Source organism: Clostridium ganghwense, from assembly GCF_026735165.1.
GTDB lineage: Bacteria > Bacillota > Clostridia > Clostridiales > Clostridiaceae > Clostridium_H > Clostridium_H ganghwense.
Window position 1 is genome coordinate 272,714 of sequence record NZ_JAPQES010000004.1, and the last position, 26,270, is coordinate 298,983.

Below are 26,270 nucleotides of genomic sequence, written 5' to 3' on the forward strand. Positions count from 1 at the left end.
TTTTTCTTTTAAAAATATGAAATTTAAGTTATACTTAATTTCAATATATAAAATATTTTCTATTATTTTTATATATTCCATTGGGGTAATTGCATGTTTTTATAGTTTTGTATTTCTAAAAATAATTAATTGTGATTAATTATTTTTATTTTCTTGCAAAAACTATTCATTCTGAATTTGAAGAAATAATACAATTTAAAAGGGGGATACGTGAAAATGCAAAATAGTCTTATAAGAAAAATTGAAAAAGAACATCAAGACTATCTTAGAGATGAGTCTCGTAAAATTGGTAAAGCTGAATCTATTTCTTTCCCTAAAAATGAAAAAGAAGTTATAGATATTTTAGTAAACCTAAACCAAATTGAGACTTTAATAACCACTCAAGGTGCTCGTACCGGTATTGCTGCTAGTGCAGTTCCTCAAGGTGGACATATATTAAATTTAAGTAGGATGAATAAAATAACTGGGCTTCGATATGATGATAAAACTCAAACTTTCTTTCTTAAAGTTCAACCTGGAGTTTTATTATCAGAAATAAGGAAATCCTTAAAAGATAAAGAATTTAATACAGAAAATTGGACAGAAGAATCTATTTCTTCCCTAGAATTATTAAAAAAATCAGCTCCCTATTTTTTCTCACCAGACCCTACTGAATCTACAGCTTCTATAGGTGGTATGGTTGCTTGCAACGCTTCTGGAGCTTGTTCATTTAAATATGGTCCTACAAGAAACCATATAGAAGCTTTACGTATAGTTTTAGTAGATGGAGATGTAATTTCACTAAAAAGAGGACAAGAAAAAGCTTCTAGTGAACACTTTTCTCTAAAAACAAAATCTAAAAGACTTATAGAAGGTAATATACCAAGATATGATATGCCTAAAGTTAAAAATGCTTCTGGCTATTATTCAATAGAAAATATGGATTTAATAGACCTATTCATTGGGTCAGAAGGAACTCTTGGAGTTGTAACAGAAATTGAATTAAAGCTTTTAAAAGCCCCTGCTTCAATTTATGGATTAACTGCATTTTTTCCATCCGAAGAAAATGCATTAAAATTTGTCCAAGAAATTAGAAAAAAATCATCACCAGCTGCTGTTGAATTTTTTAACTCTAAAGCATTAGATCTATTAAGAAAAGAAAAAGAAATAAATCCTGCTTTCAATAAACTTTTAGATTTACCTTCACATTTTCATACAGCCATTTATGTTGAATATCATGGAGATAGTGAAGATTTAGTTAATACTATGGTAATGAAGGCTGGAGAAATAATAGAAAACTGTGGTGGAGATGAAAATAATACTTGGGTAGCTACTAATCCTCACGCCAAAGAGCAGCTTCATTTTTTTAGACATGCTGTTCCTGAAGCAGTAAATCTTCTTATTGATAAGCGTCGTAAAACAAATCCTGGTGTTACAAAGCTTGGAACGGATATGGCAGTTCCTGACTCAAGCCTTGAAGAAGTTATGGATTTATATAATAAATCCTTAGCACAATATAATCTTGACTCTGTAATGTTTGGTCATATAGGTAATAATCATATTCATGTTAATATTCTTCCTAATAACATGGATGATTATAATACAGGAAAACAATTATATAACAATTGGGCAGAAAAAATTGTAAAAATGGGTGGAACGGTTTCTGCTGAACACGGTATTGGTAAATTAAAAACAGCTTTGCTAAAGAAAATGATGAGTGAAAAAGGTATACAAGAAATGAAATCTTTAAAAAAGCTGTTTGATCCTGAAAATAGACTAAACAGTGGAAACCTTTTTGAGGAGTAGGTGAAGAAAATGAATATAATAGTATGTGTTAAACAAGTTCCAGGAACTAATGAAGTAAAAATGAACAAAGAAACCAATACCATTATTAGAGAAGGTATAGAATCAATTATTAATCCTTTTGATACTTATGCTATTGAAGAAGCTCTTAAAATAAAAGATAAATTCGGTGGAAAAGTTACAGCATTAAGTATGGGAATACCTAAAACTGCTGATTTATTAAAAGAAGCTATGGCTTTAGGAGTAGACGAGGCTTTTCTTCTAAGTGATAGAGCCTTTGCTGGTGCAGACTCTCTTGCTACTGCTTATACTCTTTCTACTGGCATTAAGAAAATTAAAAATTATCATCTTATAATTTGTGGTAAACAAGCTACTGATGGAGATACTGCTCAGGTAGGTCCAAGTCTTGCAGAAAAACTAGACATCCCTCATATTACTTATGTAACTAAAATAGATGTATTAGATAAAAAGCTTATTCGCTGCATACGACTAACTTCTGATGGGTATGAAACTATTGAGGTATCTCTTCCAGCTCTTATTACTGTTGCAGAAGATATAAATGTACCCCGCCTCCCATCTATTAAAAGCTTGAAAGAAGCTAGAAAAAGTGAGGTAACCTTATGGTCTGTTAATGATGTAAATGCAGATAAAAGCTTAACAGGTTTAAATGGTTCACCAACTCAAGTGGTTAAAACTTTTATACCTGAATATAACATTGATAGCCAAATTATAGAAGGAACACCTGAAGAACAATCTGAAAGTCTAGTAGATAGCCTTTTATCTCTAGGATTTTCTGTAGATGAGTAAGGAGGTATATTTATGAGTAGTATAAATATATTAATTGATAAATGTGTAGGCTGTGGACTTTGTGTTTCCGCATGTCCTTTCGGTGCAATAAAAATAGAAAATAAAAAAGCTGTGATTTTAGAAAACTGTACTCTATGTGGTTCTTGTGTAAGCAAATGTAATCTCAATGCAATAGAGTTAAAAAAGGAAGAAGTTAAAAAAGTGGATACTTCTAAGTATAAAGGAGTTTGGGTGTTTGCAGAACAGAAAAATGGTAATATAGAAAAAGTTGTACTAGAATTATTAGGTGAAGCTAGAAAACTTGCAAGTGACTTGAAAACAGATGTTTCTGCAGTTTTACTTGGTGAAAACCTAGATGAGGCAGAAAAAGAGCTTATAGCTTACGGTGCTGATTACGTGTACAGCATCGATGATGCTTCTCTGTCAAAATATAATGATGAAAGTTATTCTGATATACTATCAGAACTTATAAATAACTATAACCCTGATATATTTTTATTTGGTGCTACATCTTACGGACGTTCCCTTGCACCAAGAATAGCTTCAAGACTCAATACTGGTCTTACTGCAGACTGTACTATCCTTGAAATAGACTCTGAAAAGAAAATTCTTCTTCAAACACGCCCAGCTTTTGGCGGAAATTTAATGGCTACAATCGTATGTCCTAACCATAGACCTCAAATGGCAACGGTACGCCCTAAAGTTATGAAAGCTATGGAACCAGATTATTCTAGAAAAGGTGAAGTAATAAAACCATCTGTTAATATTCCTTGTTGTACTAGAGTTAAAATTTTAGATGTATGTACTTTTCCTAGTGAAGATTTAAACCTTGAAGAAGCAGAAATAATTGTTGCTGCTGGTAGAGGAATAGGAGACTCTAAAAATATGAAACTTATAGAAGAGTTAGCAGAAGTTCTTCACGCTAAAATCGGAGCTTCTCGTGCAGTAGTTGATGAAGGATGGATTGATTATAGTCATCAAGTTGGACAGACTGGTAAAACAGTTTCTCCTAAATTTTATTTTGCTTGTGGAATTTCAGGAGCTATTCAACACACAGCTGGAATCTCATCTTCTGATGTTATAATTGCTATAAATAAAGATCCTGATGCTCCTATTTTTAAAATAGCTAACTTTGGAATCGTTGGAGATATAGAAAAAATTCTTCCAATTTTAATTAATAAATTCAAAGAAAAATCAGCTTAAAACAAGGGCTAGAATCATTAAATATAATCATTCTAGCCCTTATTTTTTATTAATATATTTATAATTTCTATATAAAAAAACCATTAAACCAGCCCCCCTCTGATTTAATGATCCTTTTAAATTATTTGCTTTGATTAAGTTCTATATTACCTTCTGCCACTTCTATATTAATTTTTGTAGCTCCGCTCTTAACTTTCCCTTTTAATTCTGTTTTTGTTTGTTCTCCTTCTACAGTAATAGGTAAAGTATTCTTTATTTCTCCAGAAGCAGTCTTAGCATTCAAAGTAAATTCTACTGTTTCTGGTAAACTCATAATTACATTTCCCGATGTAGATTTTACTGAAACAGTTTCTTTATAAGTATCTGGAACATATATATCCACTACTAAAGAAGATTCCTTTATAGCTGCATCCAACTTGCTGTCTTTTTCAACCTTAAGTATTACTTTATCTCCTTCAGTAGAAATATTTAATTTAGGTTGTACCGCACCTTCTTCTAAAAGCATTTTTCCATGTAAATAAGCTTCAATATCATTCTTTTTTCTTTGATTAGCAACTATATTTACTTTCACGCTTGAGTTGTCTATAATTATTTCCTTAGATTTTTCTACAACTTCATTTTTAGTTTCAAAAAGCTGAGTTTCTTGTCCTGAAACTTTTTTTGTCGAACTGCATCCACCTAATGTTAGTGCCACTAATGTAATTCCCAATAATCCTGCTGCAATCTTCTTAATGTTCATCAACTTCTTCTCCTTTTGATTTTATTGTTATCGCCATATATATACTAGCATAAAGGAATATTGATTTCCACCTAAAAAAATTTTTAAACATACATTGCAATTGGTAGTATTTCTATCATCCTAGAATTTATATTAGTCATATTTGTGCTATACTCTCTTAGCAACGAATTATTTTTCAAAAAACGATTTTTAAAATTCTTAAAATAACCTTCATCTAAACAATCAAAACAACTTCCACTTAATATGTGCTTATTTCTGCTCTGTGCTTCATTTTCAATCTTAACTACTTTTCCAAGAACAGAAACTTTTGCATTTTTTATATAATCAACATGGTCTTCCATAAATTTTAATTCTGTAGGAACTAAAATCTTTGTATTTGTATTACAAATATCTTCTGCAACAAATCTAAAACATTTTGAACTTTTATATTCTTCCATTTTTTCCTTCAATCCTTTTAAAACTGCTTTTTTTTCCTCATCATCATTGTTATCGCTCGTTTTCTTATTATAAGGATTAAAAGTAAGCTCCATTTCCATAGCATTAATAATATCTTCTACCTGTTGAATTACTGGACTCTTGTTTAACTTACTCGTAAATTCTATAAAATCATTTTCTTGTATATTATCAAGTGTTTGCTTATCCTTTATATTTTTTAGCAGATTATACTCAAATAACAACTTTCTTAGATCCAACAAAACCACTATATTTTTTGAAATTTCCGATCTCTGTTTTGAAAACTCATTAAGCAGTTCAACTGTAAAGTTTCCTTGAATGTACTGACCACAGGTAACATTACTTAAGGGAGTGGTAATCTTAACCGTCTGCTGACTCTTTGTAGTTATTGTGTTAACCTCAGTAAACTCCTGTATAATTATAGTATAGAGATTATTTATCAAGTCATTATTTAAATATAAAGGTATAATTGCTCCGTTATTAGCCATTTTGGTTTTCTCTCCTTATAAAATAGCTTACTATTTTATTCTATAATTTTCTTTCTAAAATTAGAACATTACGACCTCATTTATCATATATATATATTGTACAAGCCGCAAAATTATATTTCTATTACCCCTAAACCTTCCTTTTGAAATTAAATTAAGGCTTGATTAGCTTAGGCTTTTAAAATTCAAATGTTAAAGGAGGTTAAACCAGTGAAACCATGTAATGATGTTGATGTTGTAATTATAGCATGTAAAGTTGACTGTGGATTCTGCCGTGAAAATCAGATTACAGTTTCTGCCTCTAGCACTCCTAAAATTCCAGTAGGAACAAGTTGTGCAGATGCTATAGAAATGCTTCTTGAAAATGGCTATGACCTTATAAACACAGAAACACTTCAGAGTTCAGGACAAATAGTTCATACTTTTGCAAAATATGAAAAAGTTTGTTGTTAGTAGAAAATTGGGAATAGAAAAAAGCGTGAAGTTATAAATATACTTCACGCTCTAAAAATTTATTTTAATTTCTTCTAAATCGATAGTATCTTTGATAAATACAGTAAGCTTTTTCATCAAGTCTATCTCATAATACTCATTACAATGCTCATCTTCAACTATCTTTATTATAGGTCTATCTGGACAAGATCTATGAATATCCATAACTATTCCTTTTCTACCATCCTCTAAAAGCACCCCTGTTCCTATTGGATATACAGCTATATTCTCTACAAATTTGCTATAAACATCTTTATCTATTTTCTCATGGCATTGAGCTGTCAATATTTCCAAGGCTTTGTATATAGGTATTTTAGCTCTATTAATTTTATCAGAGGTCATGGAGTCAAACTTATCACATATAGTTATAATCTTTGAATAAAGAGATATTTCATCATCCTTTAAACCTCTTGGATATCCACTGCCATCTAAAAGTTCATGATGAGAATAAATTATATCCTTTGTGATATAAGATAGAGATATATCTTGTTTAACCATTTCATAACCATCTTTTGGATGCTTATTTATAATATTAATTTCTTCTTCAGTCAACTCTTCGCTTTTATTTAATATATCTGGTGGAATTTTTATTTTACCTATGTCATGCAACAGTCCACCCATAGCTATATACTTAATTTGTTCTTTTTTAATTCCTAAAGATTTAGCGGTAAGAATTGATAAAATGGCTACATTTACACTATGCTTATATGTGTACATATCAGTTCCCATAAGTTCGGTCATACTATACAGTACATTTCCATTTTCACTTATGTTATTTAAAATATTTTCTATAGCATCTCCTACTTCTTTTTGTAATTTAAAAGGAATCCAATCTAGTTTTTCTTTTCCTCTATTTTGATACATCGCCATATCAAAAATTCTTTTCATTGTGCTTATAGCTTTAATTCTAATAACGTCATCAACTACATCATTTATTTCTATTCCTTCTGATATATGATCTTCAATATATATATATATAATTTCATGCTTTTTCAATGTTTCTATTAGTTTTTTATCTAGTTGAATACCTTTACTTAGAAGTAAACGAGCAGAATCAGAATAAATTGATTTTCCTAAGATTGCACCTTCTTTTACATTATCAACACTTATAGCCCTCATAACTTCCCCCTACAAACTAATAAATTACATAACTACTTTTATTATCGAATTAATCTTAGTTCTTTTTATACTTTTATTATATTAATCAATTTAATAAATTCTACAAGTTCCCTTCATTAATTTTCATAAACCTTTCTTAAAACAGCTTTCTTTTTATATATTCAGTATGAAGTAATTCATGAGCCTTATGACTATTCGGTTCTCCTAAAAATTCTTTATATATTTTAACTACATAAGGATTTTTATGAGATTTTCTAATTGAAAGATTTCTATCTTCCTCATAAATAGCTTTGGCTCTCTCTTCTCTCACATCAATTTTCCCTCTAATTTTTGAATTTACTATTGGCTGTCCACCACCTGTTACACATCCGCCCGGACAAGCCATGACTTCTATAAAATCATATTGCTTTTTACCGTTTTTAATCTGCTCTAATACTTTTCTAGCATTAGAAAGTCCACTTATTACTGCTGTATTAATAATACAGCCATTAGGAAGAGTTACTGCGGCTTCTTTTATTCCATCTCCTCCACGAACAGTATTAAATTCTATATTTTCAAGTTCTTTACCTGATGTAATTTCGAATATAGTTCTAAGTGCTGCTTCTGCAACTCCACCAGTTGCTCCAAAAATAGCACCAGCTCCTGTACCTACTCCAAAAGGATTATCAAATTTTTCGTCTTTAAGATTTATAAAATCAATAGAAGATTGCTTAATCATTTTTGCAAGTTCTCTAGTTGTAAGAACATAGTCTACATCTTTTATTCCATTATAAGATAATTCTTCTCTTGTTTCTTCAAATTTCTTACCTATGCAAGGCATAATTGATACAACAACTATGTTTGATGGGTCAACTTCTTCTTTTTTATCAAGATATTTTTTTATTACCGCTCCTTCCATTTCATGTGGTGACTTACAAGTTGATAGATTAGATAGCATATCATGAAAGTTATGCTCAACAAATTTAACCCAGCCTGGACAACAAGACGTCATTAACGGAAGATTTTCTCCCTTTTCAAGTCTTCTTAATAATTCTGTTCCCTCTTCCATAATTGTAAGGTCTGCTGCAAAATTTGTATCAAATACTCTATCAAATCCTATTCTTCTTAAAGCAGCTACCATCTTTCCTGTAACTCTTGTTCCCATTGGAAGTCCAAACTCCTCCCCTAAAGCAACTCTTATAGCTGGTGCTGCTTGAACTATTACGTATTTATTAGGATTAGCTATTGCATCCCATACCTCATCTATATTCTCTTTTTCAATTAAAGCTCCTGTTGGACATCCTACAACACATTGTCCACAATTCACACAAATGCTTTCGCCTAAAGGCTTGTCATAAGCAGGAGCTACTTTTGTATCAAATCCTCTTCCTGAAAAATTAATAGCACTTACAGATTGTACACTCTTACATATACTTATACATCTTTCACAAAGAATACATTTTTCTGGGTCTCTTATAAGGGAAGTTGAAGATATATCCATAGGACATTCTATTCTTTCACCATCATATTCTAATTCTCCTATATTTAAATCTTCTGCTAACTTTCTAAGTTCGCAGTTTCTATTTCTAGAACAAGTTGTACATTCTCTTTTATGATTTGATAAAAGTAACTGCACAACTGATTTTCTAGCACTCCTAACTTTTGGAGTATTAGTTTTTACAACCATCCCTTCTTCTGCTATTACTGTACATGACGGTAAAAGTTTAGTCCCAATCTCTACTAAGCAAACCCTACAACTTGAAACTTCATTTATATCTTTTAAAAAGCAGAGAGTAGGAATTTCAATTCCTATGTTTCTTGCAGCTTCTAATACACTCTTACCCTTTTCTATTTCTACTTTTATTCCATCGATAGTTAAATTAACCTTTTCCACTTTTCTCACCTCTCAAACAGAATTATTCTTTAACTATTGCATTAAACAAGCATACTTGCATACATGAACCACACTTTATACATTTACTCTGATCTATCTCATATGGCTCTCCAACTTTACTAGTTATAGCGCCAGCACTGCAGTTCTTCGCACACATACCACATCTTTTACAAACATCTGATTTAATACGGTATTTAACAAGAGGTTTACAAGCTTTAGCTGGACATTTATTATCAACTACATGAGAAATATACTCATCTTTAAAATATCGTAAAGTAGACAGTATAGGATTGGGAGCTGTCTGTCCAAGTCCACATAAAGCAGTATTTTTAATATCTACTGCTAATTTTTCTAATTTTTCAACATCTTCTAATGAACCTTCTCCTCTTGTTATCTTTTCGAGAATTTCAAGTAATCTCTTAGTTCCTATTCTGCAAGAGGTGCATTTTCCACAAGACTCATCCTTAGTAAAATCAAGGAAAAATCTTGCTACATCAACCATACAATTATCTTCATCCATTACAATCATTCCACCTGAACCCATCATTGAACCAAGCTCAATTAAGGTATCATACTCAATTGGAATATTAATGTATCTTGCTGGAATACAGCCTCCTGATGGACCTCCAGTTTGAACTGCTTTAAATTGTTTATTATTTGGAATTCCACCACCTATGTTAAAAATAACTTCTCTTAGAGTTGTTCCCATTGGTATTTCAACAAGACCTGTATTTCTAATTTTACCACCAAGGGCAAAAACCTTAGTTCCTGGGCTTTTTTCTGTTCCTATTGATCTAAACCATTTTGCCCCCTTTAATATGATTGGACATATATTTGCAAAGGTTTCGACATTATTGATTATTGTTGGTTTACCCCAAAGTCCACTTACTGCTGGAAATGGTGGTTTTGTTATAGGCATTCCTCTCTTTCCTTCAATAGATTGAATTAACGCTGTTTCCTCTCCACAAACAAAAGCTCCTGCTCCAAGTCTAATTTCTATATCAAATTTAAATCCTGTTCCTAGAATATTATCTCCAAGCAATCCATATTCTTTCGCTTGATCTATAGCTATTTTCAGTCTTTCAACTGCTAAAGGATATTCAGCTCTTACATATATAAATCCTTTATTAGCGCCTATAGCATATCCTCCAATTATCATTGCTTCAAGAATAGAATGAGGATCTCCTTCTAAAACAGAACGGTCCATAAATGCACCTGGATCTCCCTCATCAGCATTACAAATTATATATTTCTCATCATTGTTTTGTGCCGCTGCAAAACTCCATTTCTTACCTGTTGGGAAACCTCCTCCCCCTCTTCCTCTTAGTCCTGATTTACTAATCACATCAATAACATCTTGAGGTGACATCTTTGTCAGAACTTTTCCTAAAGCCTTATATCCGTCCATAGCTATATATTCATCTATATTTTCTGGATTAATAATTCCACAATTTCTTAAAACAATTCTTTCTTGTTTTTTAAACATATTTATATCATTTAAATTTCTTATTCTTCCGTCTCCTGGTTTTAATGCATATACAAGCCTCTTCACAGCTCTGCCATTTATGAAATGTTCTTCCACAATTTCATGAACATCTGCTGGCTTTACATTTGCATATATAGTTCCTTCTGGATAAATAACCATAACAGGACCTAAATTACAAAATCCAAGACAAGCAACCTTTATAATTTCTACTTCTTTATCTAAGCCATACTGCTTTAATTCCAATTTGAATAAATTAATAATCTTTTTAGAATCTAATAACTTACATCCTTCGCCTCCACATATAAGAACCTGTGAATTATAAAACTCCATAGTTTTCCCTCCAATCAATCATCAATAATTGTAAAATCATTCAAGATTCTATTTTCAATAAGATGTATAGTAAATTCTTCTACAGCTTTTCCCCCAACTATATGCTCTCTCACAATCTTTCTTGATTTATTAGGTGTTACTTTAACATATGTAACTTTTTCTTCTCCTGGTTTTATAACCTCTACAATAGGCTCTAATCTACAGGCTCCTATACAGCCTGTCTTCTCCAAAATAATATTTTCAAGTCCTAATCTTTTAATCTCATCTTCAATAACATCGTAGACTGGAGCCGCACCAGCAGCTATTCCACATGTACCCATACCTACAACAATTCTTGTATTTTTTCTGTCCTTTTCCTGATTAACTTTTCCTAAATTCTTAATTCTTATTTTTTCGATATCTTCTATGGTAAGATTCTTCATAATCTCAAGCTCCCTTCTACTTGTATTCTTCTAATATTTTTATTACATCATCTGGGGTTACTTTTCCATAAACTCTATCATCTATCATCATTACAGGAGCAAGTCCACAACTTCCAAGACATCTAGCAGCCTCTAATGTAAATTTACCGTCTTTAGTTGTCTTTCCAACTTCAATTCCCAATATTGAATTCAACTTTTCAACAATACTCTGTGATCCCTTTACATAACAAGCTGTTCCCATACAAACTCTTATAACATGCTTTCCTTTTGGTTCTAGAGTAAACAACGAATAAAAAGTTGCCACTCCATAAATCTCAGACATTGAAATTTTCAACTCCTTAGAAACTAAATGAAGAGCTTCTTCTGGAAGATATCCATATAACTCTTGAATTTGATGTAATATAGGTATTAATGCTCCTTTTACCTCCTTGTGTTCTTCAATTATTTGTTGAGTTTTTTCTAATCTTTCATCTCTTTCATTGCAGTCACAACAGCATTGCTTTTCTTTCAAACTAAAACCCCCTACCCAAATATAATTTATTAATTAATATACTGATAACCAATTTGATTTTGAAAATTCAAAATTTTATCTTTATTCTTATTTAATAATTATAATACAAAGTTGCCCCAAATGTAATATTGTAGTAATTTTAACATAGTTATACAGTAAAACTAACCATTTTTTTCATTTTTCACTTACTTGATTTCTTTAAACACCCTATTGAGTATGAATTTTATGATATAGTTTAATAATTAACTAACAATAAATATTTTTTTATATCTTTTTAAAGAAAAATCTTACAGTATTTTAATGTTTTCTGTAAATAAATTACATTTATCGTATTTCTTTTCTTTATTTTCTTTAGTATTTGTCGAAAGATTTTTGCATTTTTTTCTTACCCCTTATAAACATAAAATAAATTTAATATTTTAAATTTATGCCTGATTAATAATAAATATTAATTTCCATAAAAAAAGAGACTATTTTAGTTCCAAATAGTCTCCATAAAATTAAATTTATTATTTTGTTTCACTTACAACAACTTTTTCCGCAAAACCTTGAGCTGGTAAGCTTCTTGTAAGTTTTGGTCCATAATAAGCTTTTACTTCAGTACCTTTTTTCAAATCTTCTATAGTTAGCTTTTTGCCTTCTTCATTTACTATCTTTGTATCCTTTTTTACATGAAGAATTATTTCATCCATGCCGCCTTTTTCTAACTTTTTACCTTTTATATGAATCATACTGCTGTTTTTACCGCCTTTTATTTCTAAAATCTTTCCTTCTGTACCCATTAAATTATCTTCTTGTACTATAATAATTTTTTTAGCACTACTCATTGCTGGTAAACTACAAGTAACAGCTGGTCCATAATAGCCTTTAACTTTAGTACCCTCTTTTAAGTCCTTTATAGATAATTTTTCTCCTTTTTGATTTACTATCTCTGTTTTTTCGCTTACATTAAGTACAATTTCATCTAAACCTACATTATCTAATCTTTTACCTTTCACATGAACTGCAATATTATTTTTACTATCTCTTACATTTAGAATTTCACCTGATGTAACACAAAGGTCTTCGTGTTGTATTACAATTATCTTTTTTGCAGTACTCATTGCAGGTATACTTAAAGTCACTGCTGGGCCATAAAAAGCTTTAACTTTCACACCTTCTTTTAAATCTTCTAAAGATACCTTTTCACCTATTTCATTTACTATCTCTGTTTTTTCACTTATATTAAGTATAATTTCATCTAAACCTGCATTATAGGATTTATCACCTTTTACATGAACCGAAATATTGTTTTTATTATTACTTACATTTAAAATTTTACCTAATGTAGTGCAAAACTCTTCTTCCTGCATTACAATTATCTTTTTTGCAGTACTTATTGGCGGTAAACTAAATGTAGCAGCAGGTCCATAATAAGCTTTAACTTTAATACCATCTTTTAAATCTTTTATATCTAATTTTTTTCCTTCTTGATTTACTATTTCAGTTTTCTTATCAATAACAAGCTTAACTTCAGTATTAACTCCACTGCCTTTTACAAGAGCCATAATTCCACCTTTTGACTCTGAAATGTTGGTAATTTTACCTTCAATTTCTATAGGTGCTAATTTATCTTTTTGTGAATTAGATGGTTTACTAAGCTCTTTATCCACTTTAGATTCCACCTTAGTTTTAGTGACTGTATTAGACATATTAACTGCTCCTGAAGTAGCAGATGGTGCCGTAATAGTAAGTAATAACATTAACGCAATTTTACTCATAATCTTTCTCCTTTTTTAATTAATTTTTTTATCAAATAAAATTAGAATTCTAATCTTCATCATTACTAAATTTGTCTTTATTAATTGACGTCATATATACATACGAAGCAAAAATTTAAAAGTTCGATATTAAATAAATAATTTATATATAGAAAGACCATGAAGGTAGAATATTATTTCTAACTTCATGGTCTTTACTAAAAGTTATACATTTAAAATTTATATATCTAATTAAATCTTATTAATACTTATATCCCAAAATCACTTTCAATAAGTTTCTTCATTTCTTCAATTGCTTGTAATTCATCATAACCTTCTGCTACTAATAACAGTTCATCACCATGTACTAAATTCATACTTAATATATCAGTTGAAACACAAGCATTACAATAATCAGTACTTTTAAACATACTTATTCTTGCCTCAAATTCTCTAGCTACTTTTGTAATCATAGTAGCTGGAATTGCATGAATACCTGTTTTATTATTAATTTTAACATAATTTTGAATCATTTTTATTGCCTCCTATATATCTTAATTACCACTATACTTTTAACTATATTTATTGATTATATATGTATTTATCTATTCTATTAATTATAATATTGTATTGTTAGTCTCATATAATGTAACACATTATTTTATTGTGTTACTCTTTTTATGTTACAATTAGTATTTTACCAAATATTTATTATTATTTGCAATAATAATTTCTAAATTTATATAATATTTATCACTTTTAACATATTCTTTACATTTCACAAAAAATATTATTATATTTTTAAGTAAAAAATATACTCCATTTTTCATAAATTTCTAATTAATTTTAACTTTTACCATTAAGTATGATCTAGCTTTACTGGACACTCCAAAATAAAAAAGAAGCTACAGGCCTCTTCCCATAACTTCTTTACCATTATAAATAATATTGAAAATTATCTGCATTCATTATATATTTTTTATTAAAATTGATATAATACTGTCATTATTTCAAATCCTATAGCTTCTCCACAAAATATTACTTTAGAACCTTCTTTGATTTTTCCTGTCTTCATAGCTTCATATAAAGCGAAGAAAGGACTTGAATTACCTGTATATCCATATTTTTCACATACAAATGTATATTTATCTTCTGAAAATTCTACATCTAAGTTTTCAAGGGTTTCTTTAATTTCTTCTTTATCAAACTGACTGAATATGAAATGGTCTATTTCGCTTATACTTATATCAGTTTCTTCTAATAATTGTTTCACCTTACCTGTCCATATTTTTGCAAAAAAGTCTACATCATGTGGAACAAACTCAAACAACTTATCTTCTTCAGACACATCTGCCTTATGTATTTTTGAGTGACCACATTTAGGGTATCTAACTTTATCATTAAGTGATGAATCAGTATAATGAATAGAATCAATAAATCCTCTTATTTCATCACTTTCTTCTCTTTCTAAAATAACAGCTCCACTTCCATCACCAAATAGCGGATAAGTTATATTATCTGTCTTTTTAGTTATAAAACTTAAATAAATACTACCAACTATTAAAGCATGTTTCACTCTCTTATTTGTTTTCATAAATCTTGATACAGTATCCGCGCCCATTAGCATACCAAGACAATTACAGTTCATATCATATACAACATTAGCATTTTTAGCTCCTATTCTTTCCCTTAATACCATAGCAGTAGTAGGGCAAGTATATTCAGGTGTTTCAGAAACAAAAACTATCATATCTAAATCTTCAGGAGCAATTCCTGCTGACTCTAATGCCTTTTTAGATGATTCTATACCCATAGTCAAAGCATTTTCATGATCATTATTTATCAAATAATGATTTTTACGCCCTAACTTTTTCATTAATCCTTCACATTCCAAACCTAATTTTTCGAAATGTTCTATAAAATATGAGTTATTAAATGCACTCTCCGGATGATATATATTGCACCCTTTTATTATTACGTTTACATTTATGTTTTCCATATTCATTACTCCTTTTAAACTTCAACTTTACTCACTTTTTACTACTTTTAAATGATTTAAATTTGAATCTGAGCAACCGTGTAGAACACTATTATTTGCTTTTAACACTTTTAAATAATCTATAATTTCTTCAGTAATTATTTCCCCTGTAGTAACTATAGGTATTCCTGGTGGATACGGAATAATAGTTTCTCCACTAATACACCCTACGCATTCTTCTAATTTTAATAAATATTTTTCACTCTGATAGGCTTGTCTTGGAGTAATTGCTACTTTAGGATTATTTAAAGCTGTTAAATTAACATTTATTTTTTCATCTTTTTTATATCTAAATATAATATCTTTAAAAGCCTCTATCAAAGCTATAATGTCTTCCTTGATATTTCCTATTCCAAGATATACCATAATATTGTACATATCTCCCATAATAACTTGAATATTATATTCATTCATTAAAAGATCATGGACTTCAAAACCTGTAAGTCCTAATCCTTTAACACATATACCTAGTTTAGTTTCATCAAGTGCAACTACTCCTGGAGTACCAATTAACTCTTCTCCATAAGCATATAATTCATCTAGTTTATTTATCTCTTTTCTAGCAAATCTAGCTAATTCTAGTGCATTAGTAAGTATTTCTTCTCCTTTTGTTGCTAACTGCTTTCTAGCTATATCTAAACTTGCTAGAAGAAGAAACGATGCACTTGTAGAATTCATCATATTAAGAGTAGCTTGTACTTTTTGTGAAGATATTCTATTGCCCTTTAAGAACAATATTGAACTTTGAGTTAAAGAACCTCCTGTTTTATGCATACTATTTGCACACATATCAGCTCCTGCAACCATTGCAGAAGTAGGTAATTCTTCATGAAAATTCAAATGTGCTCCATGAGCTTCATCGACTAAGACCGCAATATTATTTTCATGTGCTATTTTTACTATTTCTTTTAAATCTGAAGCTGCACCATAAAATGTTGGATTATTAATTAATACTGCCTTTGCATCTGGATGTTCTTTTATAGCTTTTTTTATTTCTTCTACTGTAATACCCATAGCAATTCCTAAATCTTGATTAATTTCAGGTTGAATATAAATAGGCATAGCACCACTTAAAATTAATCCAGCAACTGCTGATTTATGTACATTTCTCGCTAAAATAATTTTGTCATTTTCCTTACAAACACTCATAATCATGGCCATAATTCCTGATGAAGTACCATTGATTAAAAAAAAGGCTCGATCAGCATTATAAGCTTTTGCTGCTAAATCTTGTGCTTCTTTTATTATTCCTGTAGGATTGGGAAATCTATCAAGACTTTTTATGTTTTCATGAACATCTAACTGTAAAACTCTTTTCCCATAATATTCTGACATTTCTGGAAGACCGACTCCATATTTATGTCCAGGTATTCCAAACAACACTACTTGCTTGCTATGTACTTCTTTTACTGCATCAAAAAGCGGTGTTTTGCTTTGTTCTGTCATAACATTCCCCTCCATTGTCTTTGTTTGTAATTTACTTTTATAATTTTACTCATATCAACATCATTGTAATTAGAATATCATCATTGTAAATTTTAGTCAATATTTATATATATTTGTCTTTATTTGTATTATATTTCTTAAAATGTAGTTTTATAGTGAAGAATGGTTTTTCTATATAAATCTCACTAAAAAAATAAAAAGTTATGGATAAAATAAGGATTTATACCCTATTTTATCCATGACTTTTTATTAATTTATCTTTTTCTTTTCTACTCATCTGTTTTATCTCATATTCTCTTTTCATAGCTTCACTTTTATGATTAAAATTTTTAAAATATATTAATTTAACAGGACGCCTACCCCTTGTATATTTTGCACCATTACCACTATTATGAGCATTTATTCTTTTTTCTAAATTATTTGTCCATCCTGTATAATAAGTTTTATCACTACATTCTACGATATAAACATAGTTCTTCTTCATTTGCATAATATCACCATTTCTATTACATAAATTTATTCATTATCATAAGCCTCTAATGCAATTGGAAGTGATGAAGTTACTGCATTACCTACTGCTGGTAACCCAACAAGTACAGCACTTATTATTTCTTCTCTACTAGCTCCATTTGCCTTCGCTTGTTTTACATGAAAAGTAATACCACTCTCCAATCTAACTGCTGCAAGAACTGCTATATAAGCAAGTTCTTCTGTTTTCTTATCAAGAGCACTTACATTATCTAATTTCTGTACTACCTCCATCCAAGCCTTAGCATGTTCTGGAGCTTCTCTCATAAAAGTTTGAAATGCATTACTAACTAATGGTTTATTCATAATTATCAATCTCCTTTACATAATATTAAATGATAAAATAGTTATTCATAAAAATTTTCATTTATAAACTTTTCAATCCAGTCCATTTCAGTATCTATAAACAATATTGGTCTTTCAAATAATGATTTTATATGAGGTCTTTTATATGCTGTAGGATGCTGATTATATTTTTTAAGTACAAATTCTCTTCTTTTAATTAAATTTTCTTTATGTTGTATCAAAGCATTATATAGTTCTTCCTTTGACAATAAATACGAAAAAGCCATTCCTATATCAAATTCACTACAATTAAGTTTAAATTCACTTAACATCTTTATAATTTCTTTTCTAACTAATTCTTTTGTTTCATCTTTTATAAAATAAACTTTCCTTTTAGGGGAGCCATACTCTTTTTCATATCTTGAATCTATAAACCCTTTCTTTTCAAGCTTATTTAAAGAATTATAAATTGAAGAAAAACCTATGTCAGTCCATTCTCTCATATTCCTTTTTTCTATAATTGACTCAATTTCATATGCATAATAATCTTTTTCATACAAAAGCGATAAAAGAATTATTTCAATCTGTGTCATAATATTCCTCCTACCTATTCTAATAATAGAATAGCACTTTATAAGCTATTTGTAAATAACTTACTTTATTATCTCAAAACAAATTAAAAACCACTGTTTTACACAGTGGTTTCTATAAGTTCATTATACTGTTCTTCATTCATGAAGATACCTTGAAATTTTTCACATTTAAGTTTTTTAGTAAACATATCACATTTGCATAAAAATAAATAATATATATTTTTACCACATCCACTTAATGTTTCAAAATTTCCCTGTCCCTTAGATATAATTATATCGGCTTTATCAATATAACTTTTGCTTTCTTCATTAATTTCTAAAAGATCCGTACCTGCGATATCAGTACCATTATTAACTATTCTTGCATACTTATCTAAGCCAACATAATAAGCATCTTCTTCTGTGGCATCATTGTATACTGGTTGTCCTCTTGTAATTAATGTAATCTTTATATTAGGATATTTCTCTCTTATTTCTTTAATAAATATCTTATCAAAAACTATTTCACCTGTATTATCAGATATATATACTAATTCTTTTCCATTTTCTAATTCTTCTTTAAATCTACAGTATAAAGTTTCGTCTATCTCTTGTTTTAAAGTAGATTCTATTACTTCATCAAGCATATTATCCTTTATACTATCTAGTGCACCAAAATCTATTATGTTTCCAGCCATAGCATATTTTAAAGCATCTAAAAATCTATCATTAGCTAAATCAAGTTTTTCTTTCAATTGTTTTTCCATTTTCATTGCTAAATCATTGAAATATTTCTTTTCTTTTAAATATATATCATCAATATTTACTTCACTCTTTAAAATTCTTAAAATTTTAGAACTTATTGTAGGTGAACTCACATAATATTCTGTATTAATTATTTCAGTTAATGCCTTTTTCATAAAATTATACTTCTTTTCTTTATCAGCAAAATATGTATTTGCTAAATTGTCAATCTTATTTACTATACATGCTATACAATCCACATGTGAATTCATTTAACTCTATCCTTTCACCCTTTAAAATTATCTAAATTTAAGAAAATTTATTTTGTTATAATCTATGCTTCCATCTTCATTTACTAATTCATCTTTTGCATGAATATATTCTACTTTTCCTACAAACATTTCATGTGAACCAGTTACTATTGAATCTACTACTTTGCACTCTATACTAACTGGGCAATCTAAAAGTATTGGTGCATTAACCTTTACACCTTCACCAATGTTCATATCTATTTTATCTAATTTACTTTCATCACGTCCACTATGACTTCCAAGATAAGCGTATTTTTCTTTTAATTCTTCACTAACTAAATTAACCACAAATACGCCACTTTCTTGAATCATTTTATAAGAATATCTTGTTGGAACTATACCCACCATTACCATTGGCGGATCAAAGCTGCAATTTCCTGCATACTCAACTGCTAAAGCATTATTCTCCCCATTTAACCCTCTGCAAGAAACCAAAATATCTGGAACTGGTTTTAAACAACTTTTAAAATTTAATACTTCTTTCATTTTCATTCCCCTTTCTTAAACATAAATATACTATGATATTAGCATATGCTAATATCATAGTATATAATCAAAACGTTTTTGTCAAACGCCAATAACCATTAAATTGTAAAATTCTGTACCAATTCATTAAGCTTTTGTGCAAGTTGAGCTTGATTTTCTGCTGTTTTTGCAACTTCCTCCATACCCTTGGAAGTCTCATCAACACTACCTAATATTTCACCTGTGTATTCTGCAGATTGTTGTGCTGATGTTGCCATATTTTGTACTACCTCAGTTACTTGATTTATTGTAGCATTTATTTCTTCTGTCATAGATGCTAGATTTTCTGACATACTGCTTACATATTCAGATGCTTCATAATACTGTTTTCCTGTGTTTAATGAATCATCCAATATATGTGTAACTCTTGTATCAATAAATTCTAATACTTCATTACTATTACTTGAAAGGTTTTTAAACCCATCTTGTACTTTCATAATTGTGCTTTGAATTGTCGAAACAGTTTCTGCTGATTGTTCTGCAAGCTTTCTAACCTCTTCAGCAACTACTGCAAAACCTCTCCCCTGCTCTCCTGCCCTTGCTGCTTCTATAGCCGCATTTAATGCAAGTAAATTTGTCTGTTCTGCAATTTGAGCTATTGCATCTGCCATTACTTTAATTTCCTCTACTACCTTACCTTCTTCTATGGCTTTTAATATTTTTTCTTCTTTTTCTTTATAAATTGTTCTTGTCTCTTCAATTGCACTTTGTCCTATTTTTTGTACTTGTAAAGCTTTTTCTTTTGACCTATTAGCATCATCGCTTCCTTCAACTGCTCTACTTGATAATTCTTCAACACTAGAATTAACATCTTCAATTGATGCACTTATTTCCTCTGCAGAAGCACTTGATTCTTGTGTGCCTTTGTTTATCTCTTTTGTAGATTTATCTATAGTATCAACCTTAGCAGTGATTTCCTCAACAGTAGCAGATAATTCTTGGCTCATAGAATTCATTTCTGTCGAATCATTTATTATTGTCTTTACAAGCCCTTTTACATTATCCTGTGCAGTATTTAATGCATTACCTGTTTCACTAAATTCATCAGTTCCTGTAATAGCTATAGGTGTTGAAAAATTATATTGTGCCATTCTTTCTGCAAATTTTTTTATCTTATTAAGTGCTTTTATAGAATCGTTTATTATTACACCAGCAAGTATTATTGCTAAAACTAAGCCAATCCCTGTTGCTCCTATAATAGTAACTTTTACTTTTGAATAAATTTGACTATTTTGCTCATATGCTGCTTTAGCTTCATTAACATTTATATCATTTATCTCATTTAAAACCTCCACCATTTGCAGTCTTGAAATTCTTCCTTCTAATTTATATATTTTTTGAGCTTCTTCAATTTTATTTTGTTCTATCATTGCCAGCATTTCTTCTCTTGCTTGTCTATATTTTTCTAAATTATGCTCAAATTTAGTATAAACTTGCTTTTCTTCTTCAGTTGAAGTAAGCTTTTCATAATCATCCATAAGTTTTTTATCTTTCTGACTTATATCTTGAATAGCTTTAATTCTTTGTTGAATTTCTGATGCTGCAATATCCTTTACAAATAAAATATAATTTAAATTTGCCCTCTCATCATTTACATTTGCTTTAACTTCTTGAATATCCCTAACTGACATTAAGTATGTAGAGTACATTTCCTCAGCATTACTATTAATTCTACTAGAAATACTCATTCCTTCTAATCCTACAATACCAATCAAAATAGCTAGTAATATAAAACTTACTAATAATTTTACTTTAACACTTATTTTCCTAATTAATTTCACTAAAATACCCCTTTCCATATTATCATTTAAATTTAAATTTAAATTTAAATTTATTTCAATTAATTCAGTCACCATTTTTACATAAATTGAAATAAATCGATATATTATGACTATATATTCAAAATTATACTATATATATGAATTATATTACAAGTATAGATAAATTTTGGTTATTATCTATTTTTTATAATACTTTATATAACTTAATCTTAATAAAAAACAGAGGGAATAAGAAGTATCTTTTCTTCTTTCCCTCTATTTATTAATATTTCTAGTGTCCAAATTATAAGTTTTTAATAAAATGTATACTTTCTTCATCCATATTACACTCGATATAACCAAATCTCTTATATAAGCCTATAGCCTTATGCCAATCATTATTAGTTTCTAAAACTATTTCTTTATATCCTTTATTTCTACCAATTTGCTCAAGCTTTCTTAATATTTTTTTAGCTACTCCTCTTCCTCTATATCTTTTATCTACTGACATACGCACTATTCTTCCAGTATGTTTTTTCTCCTTAATTAATGCTCCTGTTCCAATTACTTCATTATTATATAGAGCAACTAGAAAAGTATGTCCTTTTTCAACATAATTCTCAACAATATTATTCAAATCAGGATTTTTACTTTCATCATAGTACTCAAAATGTTCACTCAATCCTTCTATTATTAAATTTTTAGCCTTTAATTCTGTTTCACTGTCTATTGTCACAATTTTTATATCATCACCCCCTTCTTTTTTAGTTCCATATCTCTTCCTTTTGTTTTGAGTAATTTATATATCCATACTTAAACGAATCATATCAACACATTCTATACCATTCTCTATAATTTTTTCTTTATAATGTTTTCTAAAAAAATTCCTATCTATCCCACTTATACGAAAACCACATTTTTGATACAATGCTAATTGAGATATACTTGAGTTTCCTGTACCGACTTCTAGTACTTTTGCATTTTCTTCTCTTGCTCTATTTATAGCATGAAATATAAGTTCCTTACCTATCCCTTTTCCTTGATACCCTTCATCAACTGCTACATTTACAAGTTCAAATGTTAAAGGTCTTGTTTTTATTAAAACATATACTCCAACTATATCGTTCATAAGACAGGCAACATAGCAAATTCCCCTATGAATATATTCATCAATTATGTTAAGTGAAGGATCTGCTAAAAGTAATAATTTATAAGGTATATTTTCATCTTTATATAACTTTCTTATCACAATATTATCCATATATTTCCTCCTTATATTTCAATTAATCCATTTTCCGATTCAATACCGTCCTTACATCTTTCCTGTATTAATATACTTCCTAAAACCCTATTAATATTGTATATTATACTATATTTCTCATCTACTTAAGAAACATAAAAAGCACCTAACCTTTGGTTAGATGCTCTTTGCTATTATTTAATTCTGTAAATTATTTTTGAATTATATCTTCTATTTTTATCTCTTTTTGTTGCAAACCATTTTTAAGTAAAAATTCTTGTGTTTTTTTCAATTCTTCTATGTCTTCATCTTTTATATTCATATCAAAATCATACCAAGAATACATCTCTTTTGTTTCCTCTACTCCTAATCCAACTTCCTTTGAAGTCATATCCATAGCCTCATCAAAATTATCATTGATGTATTTTATAGTATTTTTATGAACCTTTTTAAATCTATCTACTATTTCAGGATGTTCTTTTAAGAATTTTCCACTTGCAACTGTTACTATAGTTCCTTCTACTACACCTTCCCCATTAGCAACAACCTTTGCCCCTGATTTTACAACTTTTAATGCTGCTGGACCTGCTAAAAGAGCTGCATCTATACTTTTATTGTTTAATGCTGCTACAGCATCTGGTATTCCCATATTTATAAATTCAACATCTTGCTGTTTTAGTCCATTTTTTTCTAAAGTTCCTACTAAAAGCTGATGAAGTACTGTTCCCTTTGGTCCTCCTATTTTCTTTCCCTTAAAATCCTTAGGAGTTTTTATTGAATCATCTCTTGTAATTATCATAAATGCTTTTGGTGCTCTACTATATACATTTATGATTTTTAAATCAACTCCATTAGATGCCGCTAAAATAGCAGATGTTCCTCCAAGAGCATGAAGAAATTGTAACTCATCAGCTGCAAGAGCTTGTGTTTGATTTGGTCCTGAAGTTATTTCATGCCACTTTACATTTATTTTATCTTTCTCAAATTCCTTATCAAAACTCTTTTTCTGTTTTTCTATTATAGATGGTACATTTAAAGGAGCTTTAACATATGTCATATTTATTTCAGTAACATTTTCTTTCTTAGCTTCCTTTTTTTCACCACATGCTGTTAAAACACTTGCTCCTATAACAGCAGTTAATGCTAATGTTAGTAGTTTTTTTCCTCTTATCATTTTTAATTTCCCCCTATATTTTAATTAATTTTTACCCATACAAATTGTTTTTAAAATATCTTCTTTAATCCTAATCAATTTCTCTGATGATAAAGTTCTAGGATAAATATCATCAATTATATAACCTTTTGTAATTTTGCCTTTATCTAAAATCACAATTCTATGTCCTAATAAAATAGCCTCATCTACATTATGAGTTACAAAAATAATTCCCTTTTTAGTTTTTTCATACAACCTTATGATTTCTTGCTGCAAATTATACCTTGTAAAATAATCTAAAGAAGCAAAGGGCTCATCCATAAGCATTATATGTGGATCATATGCAAGCGCTCTCCCTATAGAAACTCTCTGAGCCATCCCCCCTGAAATTTGTGACGGATAAGCATCTGCAAAATTTTCTAATTTCATAATCTTTAAATACTCATCTTCCACATCTTTTTTCTGATTTTGTGAATAAAAAGTCAAGTTCTGCCTTACTGTGAGCCATGGGAAAAGTCTACTTTCTTGAAAAACCATTCCTATTTTAGGTTTAACTCTTTTCTTATCTTCATAAAATAAAATAGAACCTTCTGTAGTCTCTTCCAGTCCCCCTAGTAATCTCAATAGAGTGGTCTTTCCGCACCCACTTTTACCCAATATCACAGTAATTCTATCACTTTCAAAATTAATATCTATACCATTTAAAACTCTATGTAATTTCCCATTTATAACATAGTCTTTTTTTAAATCTTTTATATCATATCCCTTCATCTTCAAATTCTCCTTTCCATAGGTTGATTTTTCTAAAGGCCAAGGAAAATAAGTAATCCGTTAAGGTTCCTAAAATACCTATAAATAATATTCCTACAACAACAACATCTGATCTTGATAATTGTTGTCCATCTAAAATTAAATATCCTAATCCTGAAGAAGCTGCTACCATTTCTGCACCTATTATTGCTCGCCAACTATATCCTATTGCAAGTCTCATTCCTACAAAAATATTAGGAAGAGCAGAAGGAATTATTATTTTTAAAAATATTTGTTTCTTTGATAGGTTAAAGATTTTTCCTACTTCAATTAGCTTTTCATCACAGCTTTCTACACCTTTTATGGTATTTAATAATACAGGGAAAAAAGATGCAAGTATAATGATTATTATTTTAGATTTTTCACCTATACCAAACCATAAAATTAACATTGGAACTAAAGCTAAAGGTGGAGTATGTCTTATAAATTCAAATATTGGATTAAAATAAGCATATATCTTTTTATTTATCCCAAAAATAATTCCTAAAGGTATAGCTAAAAAAACTGTTATAAAAAAGCCCAACAAAATTCTTATAAAACTATCATATATATGCTTAAATAAAACTCCTGAAACTATAAGTTCATATGTACTTTTCACTACTACTTGTGGAGATGGCAGTATATATGCATTCCACCATTTTTGTATTCCTCCTAAGTACCAGATAAAAATTATTATAATAATTGGAATAAACCCTTTTCGCTTATACCCCATCACCATTATTACATCCTTCCTTACACAACAGCATTTCAATTAATCTTGCATTAACTTCATTGTTTATTACCCGTGTTACTCCTTCTATCATTTCTTTTTTTCCACTTAGCTCTAATACATTTTGTCCTAATTCTTTAAAAAACCCTAATGGTATAGGAGATTCTAAACACTTTTCAACCTTTTCAATATTAAATGTTTCACACATTTCATTCCATGTCTTAAAAAATATCCTATCTTTACCTTCTTGTTTAAAAATATTTTTACCTAATTCTTTAAGTGATTCACAAGGAGTTGTTATAGTAAGAGTTGCTCTTTCATCCTTCTTTATGTACAAATCAAACAGTTCCCTTGCAGCATGAATTAATATAGGTTCTATTTGTGGAATATGAATTCCATCCAATTCTATATTTTGTTTTATATAATCAACTGCTGCTGGACATCTAGTATCCAATATTATATGGTTGTCTATCTTTTTACATAAACTCATAAACTTATTTTTAACTTTTTTCTGCTGACATGAACCCTTAACTACTTTATATCCTTTTATGTTCAATTCATTTATCAATTGCTTCAAATTATTTTTATACATCTGCTCCACTACTGGATTTATCCATATATAGTTATTCATATTTCTCATCCTTTATATATCAATAATGATTTTCATTTTCATTTAATATATATTATCAGTTTTTTACATGAAAG

Annotated in this window: 27 protein-coding genes; 4 read left to right on the forward strand and 23 right to left on the reverse strand. The window is 29.3% G+C overall.

The features are described from left to right. Positions 1-216 precede the first annotated feature (216 nt). Genes OXH55_RS12460 through OXH55_RS12470 form a run of 3 tightly spaced genes read left to right on the forward strand, consistent with a single transcriptional unit; the run spans position 217 to position 3,792 of the window. On the forward strand, positions 217-1,785 hold the full coding sequence (locus OXH55_RS12460; protein WP_268050305.1) for an FAD-binding oxidoreductase: 1,569 nt from the start codon (positions 217-219) through the stop codon (positions 1,783-1,785). A gap of 9 nt (positions 1,786-1,794) precedes the next feature. Beyond that, positions 1,795-2,589, forward strand: coding sequence for an electron transfer flavoprotein subunit beta/FixA family protein (locus OXH55_RS12465; RefSeq protein WP_268050306.1), 795 nt, complete (start codon positions 1,795-1,797; stop codon positions 2,587-2,589). A 12-nt stretch (positions 2,590-2,601) separates the two neighbouring features. Further along, positions 2,602-3,792 carry an FAD-binding protein gene (locus OXH55_RS12470; RefSeq protein ID WP_268050307.1) on the forward strand — a complete coding sequence of 397 codons (1,191 nt, stop codon included), beginning with the start codon at positions 2,602-2,604 and terminating at the stop codon, positions 3,790-3,792. A gap of 121 nt (positions 3,793-3,913) precedes the next feature. Here the strand turns inward: OXH55_RS12470 and OXH55_RS12475 are convergent, their stop codons facing one another. Beyond that, on the reverse strand, positions 3,914-4,531 hold the full coding sequence (locus OXH55_RS12475) for a DUF4097 family beta strand repeat-containing protein (RefSeq protein WP_268050308.1): 618 nt from the start codon (positions 4,529-4,531) through the stop codon (positions 3,914-3,916). Between the two features lie 83 nt (positions 4,532-4,614). Further along, on the reverse strand, positions 4,615-5,472 hold the full coding sequence (locus OXH55_RS12480; protein ID WP_268050309.1) for a DUF6414 family protein: 858 nt from the start codon (positions 5,470-5,472) through the stop codon (positions 4,615-4,617). 210 nt (positions 5,473-5,682) lie between these two features. On the opposite strand from OXH55_RS12480, the gene OXH55_RS12485 reads away from it, so the two are divergent. Next, entirely contained in the window at positions 5,683-5,925 is a 243-nt protein-coding gene (locus OXH55_RS12485; RefSeq protein WP_268050310.1) for a hypothetical protein, read from the forward strand. 51 nt (positions 5,926-5,976) lie between these two features. On the opposite strand, the gene OXH55_RS12490 is transcribed toward OXH55_RS12485, so the two are convergent. The 21 genes from OXH55_RS12490 to OXH55_RS12590 form a co-directional block, all read right to left on the reverse strand. Then, entirely contained in the window at positions 5,977-7,083 is a 1,107-nt protein-coding gene (locus tag OXH55_RS12490; RefSeq protein ID WP_268050311.1) for an HD-GYP domain-containing protein, read from the reverse strand. A gap of 136 nt (positions 7,084-7,219) precedes the next feature. Then, on the reverse strand, positions 7,220-8,956 hold the full coding sequence (locus OXH55_RS12495; protein ID WP_268050312.1) for an NADH-dependent [FeFe] hydrogenase, group A6: 1,737 nt from the start codon (positions 8,954-8,956) through the stop codon (positions 7,220-7,222). A gap of 22 nt (positions 8,957-8,978) precedes the next feature. Further along, on the reverse strand, positions 8,979-10,772 hold the full coding sequence (locus OXH55_RS12500; protein ID WP_268050313.1) for an NADH-quinone oxidoreductase subunit NuoF: 1,794 nt from the start codon (positions 10,770-10,772) through the stop codon (positions 8,979-8,981). Positions 10,773-10,786: 14 nt separating this feature from the next. After that, complete coding sequence (locus OXH55_RS12505) at positions 10,787-11,194, reverse strand: (2Fe-2S) ferredoxin domain-containing protein (protein WP_268050314.1); 408 nt, start codon at positions 11,192-11,194, stop codon at positions 10,787-10,789. A 16-nt stretch (positions 11,195-11,210) separates the two neighbouring features. Then, complete coding sequence (gene nuoE, locus OXH55_RS12510) at positions 11,211-11,705, reverse strand: NADH-quinone oxidoreductase subunit NuoE (protein WP_268050315.1); 495 nt, start codon at positions 11,703-11,705, stop codon at positions 11,211-11,213. Between the two features lie 509 nt (positions 11,706-12,214). After that, entirely contained in the window at positions 12,215-13,465 is a 1,251-nt protein-coding gene (locus OXH55_RS12515; protein WP_268050316.1) for a hypothetical protein, read from the reverse strand. A gap of 248 nt (positions 13,466-13,713) precedes the next feature. Next, positions 13,714-13,977 (reverse strand): HPr family phosphocarrier protein, encoded by a 264-nt coding sequence (locus tag OXH55_RS12520; RefSeq protein ID WP_268050317.1) that lies wholly within the window; start codon positions 13,975-13,977, stop codon positions 13,714-13,716. A 449-nt stretch (positions 13,978-14,426) separates the two neighbouring features. Further along, a complete protein-coding gene (locus OXH55_RS12525) occupies positions 14,427-15,443 on the reverse strand; it encodes a ketoacyl-ACP synthase III (protein ID WP_268050318.1) in 1,017 nt (338 codons plus the stop codon). A 27-nt stretch (positions 15,444-15,470) separates the two neighbouring features. Further along, positions 15,471-16,928, reverse strand: coding sequence for an aminotransferase class I/II-fold pyridoxal phosphate-dependent enzyme (locus tag OXH55_RS12530; RefSeq protein WP_268050319.1), 1,458 nt, complete (start codon positions 16,926-16,928; stop codon positions 15,471-15,473). 232 nt (positions 16,929-17,160) lie between these two features. Next, positions 17,161-17,418, reverse strand: coding sequence for a GIY-YIG nuclease family protein (locus tag OXH55_RS12535; protein ID WP_336296777.1), 258 nt, complete (start codon positions 17,416-17,418; stop codon positions 17,161-17,163). Between the two features lie 26 nt (positions 17,419-17,444). Next, on the reverse strand, positions 17,445-17,762 hold the full coding sequence (locus OXH55_RS12540) for a carboxymuconolactone decarboxylase family protein (RefSeq protein WP_268050321.1): 318 nt from the start codon (positions 17,760-17,762) through the stop codon (positions 17,445-17,447). Between the two features lie 41 nt (positions 17,763-17,803). Next, a complete protein-coding gene (locus OXH55_RS12545; RefSeq protein ID WP_268050322.1) occupies positions 17,804-18,334 on the reverse strand; it encodes a PadR family transcriptional regulator in 531 nt (176 codons plus the stop codon). A gap of 98 nt (positions 18,335-18,432) precedes the next feature. Then, the gene (locus OXH55_RS12550; RefSeq protein WP_268050323.1) at positions 18,433-19,329 is read right to left on the reverse strand and encodes a damage-control phosphatase ARMT1 family protein; all 897 of its coding nucleotides are present in this window, start codon (positions 19,327-19,329) and stop codon (positions 18,433-18,435) included. A gap of 27 nt (positions 19,330-19,356) precedes the next feature. Next, a complete protein-coding gene (locus tag OXH55_RS12555; RefSeq protein WP_336296778.1) occupies positions 19,357-19,854 on the reverse strand; it encodes a flavin reductase family protein in 498 nt (165 codons plus the stop codon). A gap of 98 nt (positions 19,855-19,952) precedes the next feature. Beyond that, the gene (locus OXH55_RS12560; RefSeq protein ID WP_268050325.1) at positions 19,953-21,674 is read right to left on the reverse strand and encodes a methyl-accepting chemotaxis protein; all 1,722 of its coding nucleotides are present in this window, start codon (positions 21,672-21,674) and stop codon (positions 19,953-19,955) included. A 283-nt stretch (positions 21,675-21,957) separates the two neighbouring features. Next, positions 21,958-22,389 carry a GNAT family N-acetyltransferase gene (locus tag OXH55_RS12565; RefSeq protein ID WP_268050326.1) on the reverse strand — a complete coding sequence of 144 codons (432 nt, stop codon included), beginning with the start codon at positions 22,387-22,389 and terminating at the stop codon, positions 21,958-21,960. Positions 22,390-22,452: 63 nt separating this feature from the next. Then, on the reverse strand, positions 22,453-22,914 hold the full coding sequence (locus OXH55_RS12570; protein ID WP_268050327.1) for a GNAT family N-acetyltransferase: 462 nt from the start codon (positions 22,912-22,914) through the stop codon (positions 22,453-22,455). A 190-nt stretch (positions 22,915-23,104) separates the two neighbouring features. Further along, positions 23,105-24,067: an NrtA/SsuA/CpmA family ABC transporter substrate-binding protein gene (locus tag OXH55_RS12575; protein ID WP_268050328.1), complete on the reverse strand. Its 963-nt coding sequence runs from the start codon at positions 24,065-24,067 to the stop codon at positions 23,105-23,107. Positions 24,068-24,091: 24 nt separating this feature from the next. Then, positions 24,092-24,817 carry an ABC transporter ATP-binding protein gene (locus OXH55_RS12580; protein WP_268050329.1) on the reverse strand — a complete coding sequence of 242 codons (726 nt, stop codon included), beginning with the start codon at positions 24,815-24,817 and terminating at the stop codon, positions 24,092-24,094. Further along, a complete protein-coding gene (locus OXH55_RS12585; RefSeq protein WP_268050330.1) occupies positions 24,804-25,574 on the reverse strand; it encodes an ABC transporter permease in 771 nt (256 codons plus the stop codon). The genes OXH55_RS12580 and OXH55_RS12585 overlap by 14 nt, the downstream gene beginning before the upstream one ends. Continuing rightward, positions 25,558-26,196 carry a hypothetical protein gene (locus OXH55_RS12590; protein WP_268050331.1) on the reverse strand — a complete coding sequence of 213 codons (639 nt, stop codon included), beginning with the start codon at positions 26,194-26,196 and terminating at the stop codon, positions 25,558-25,560. Before OXH55_RS12590 ends, OXH55_RS12585 begins: the two co-directional genes overlap by 17 nt. Between the last annotated feature and the right edge of the window lie 74 nt (positions 26,197-26,270).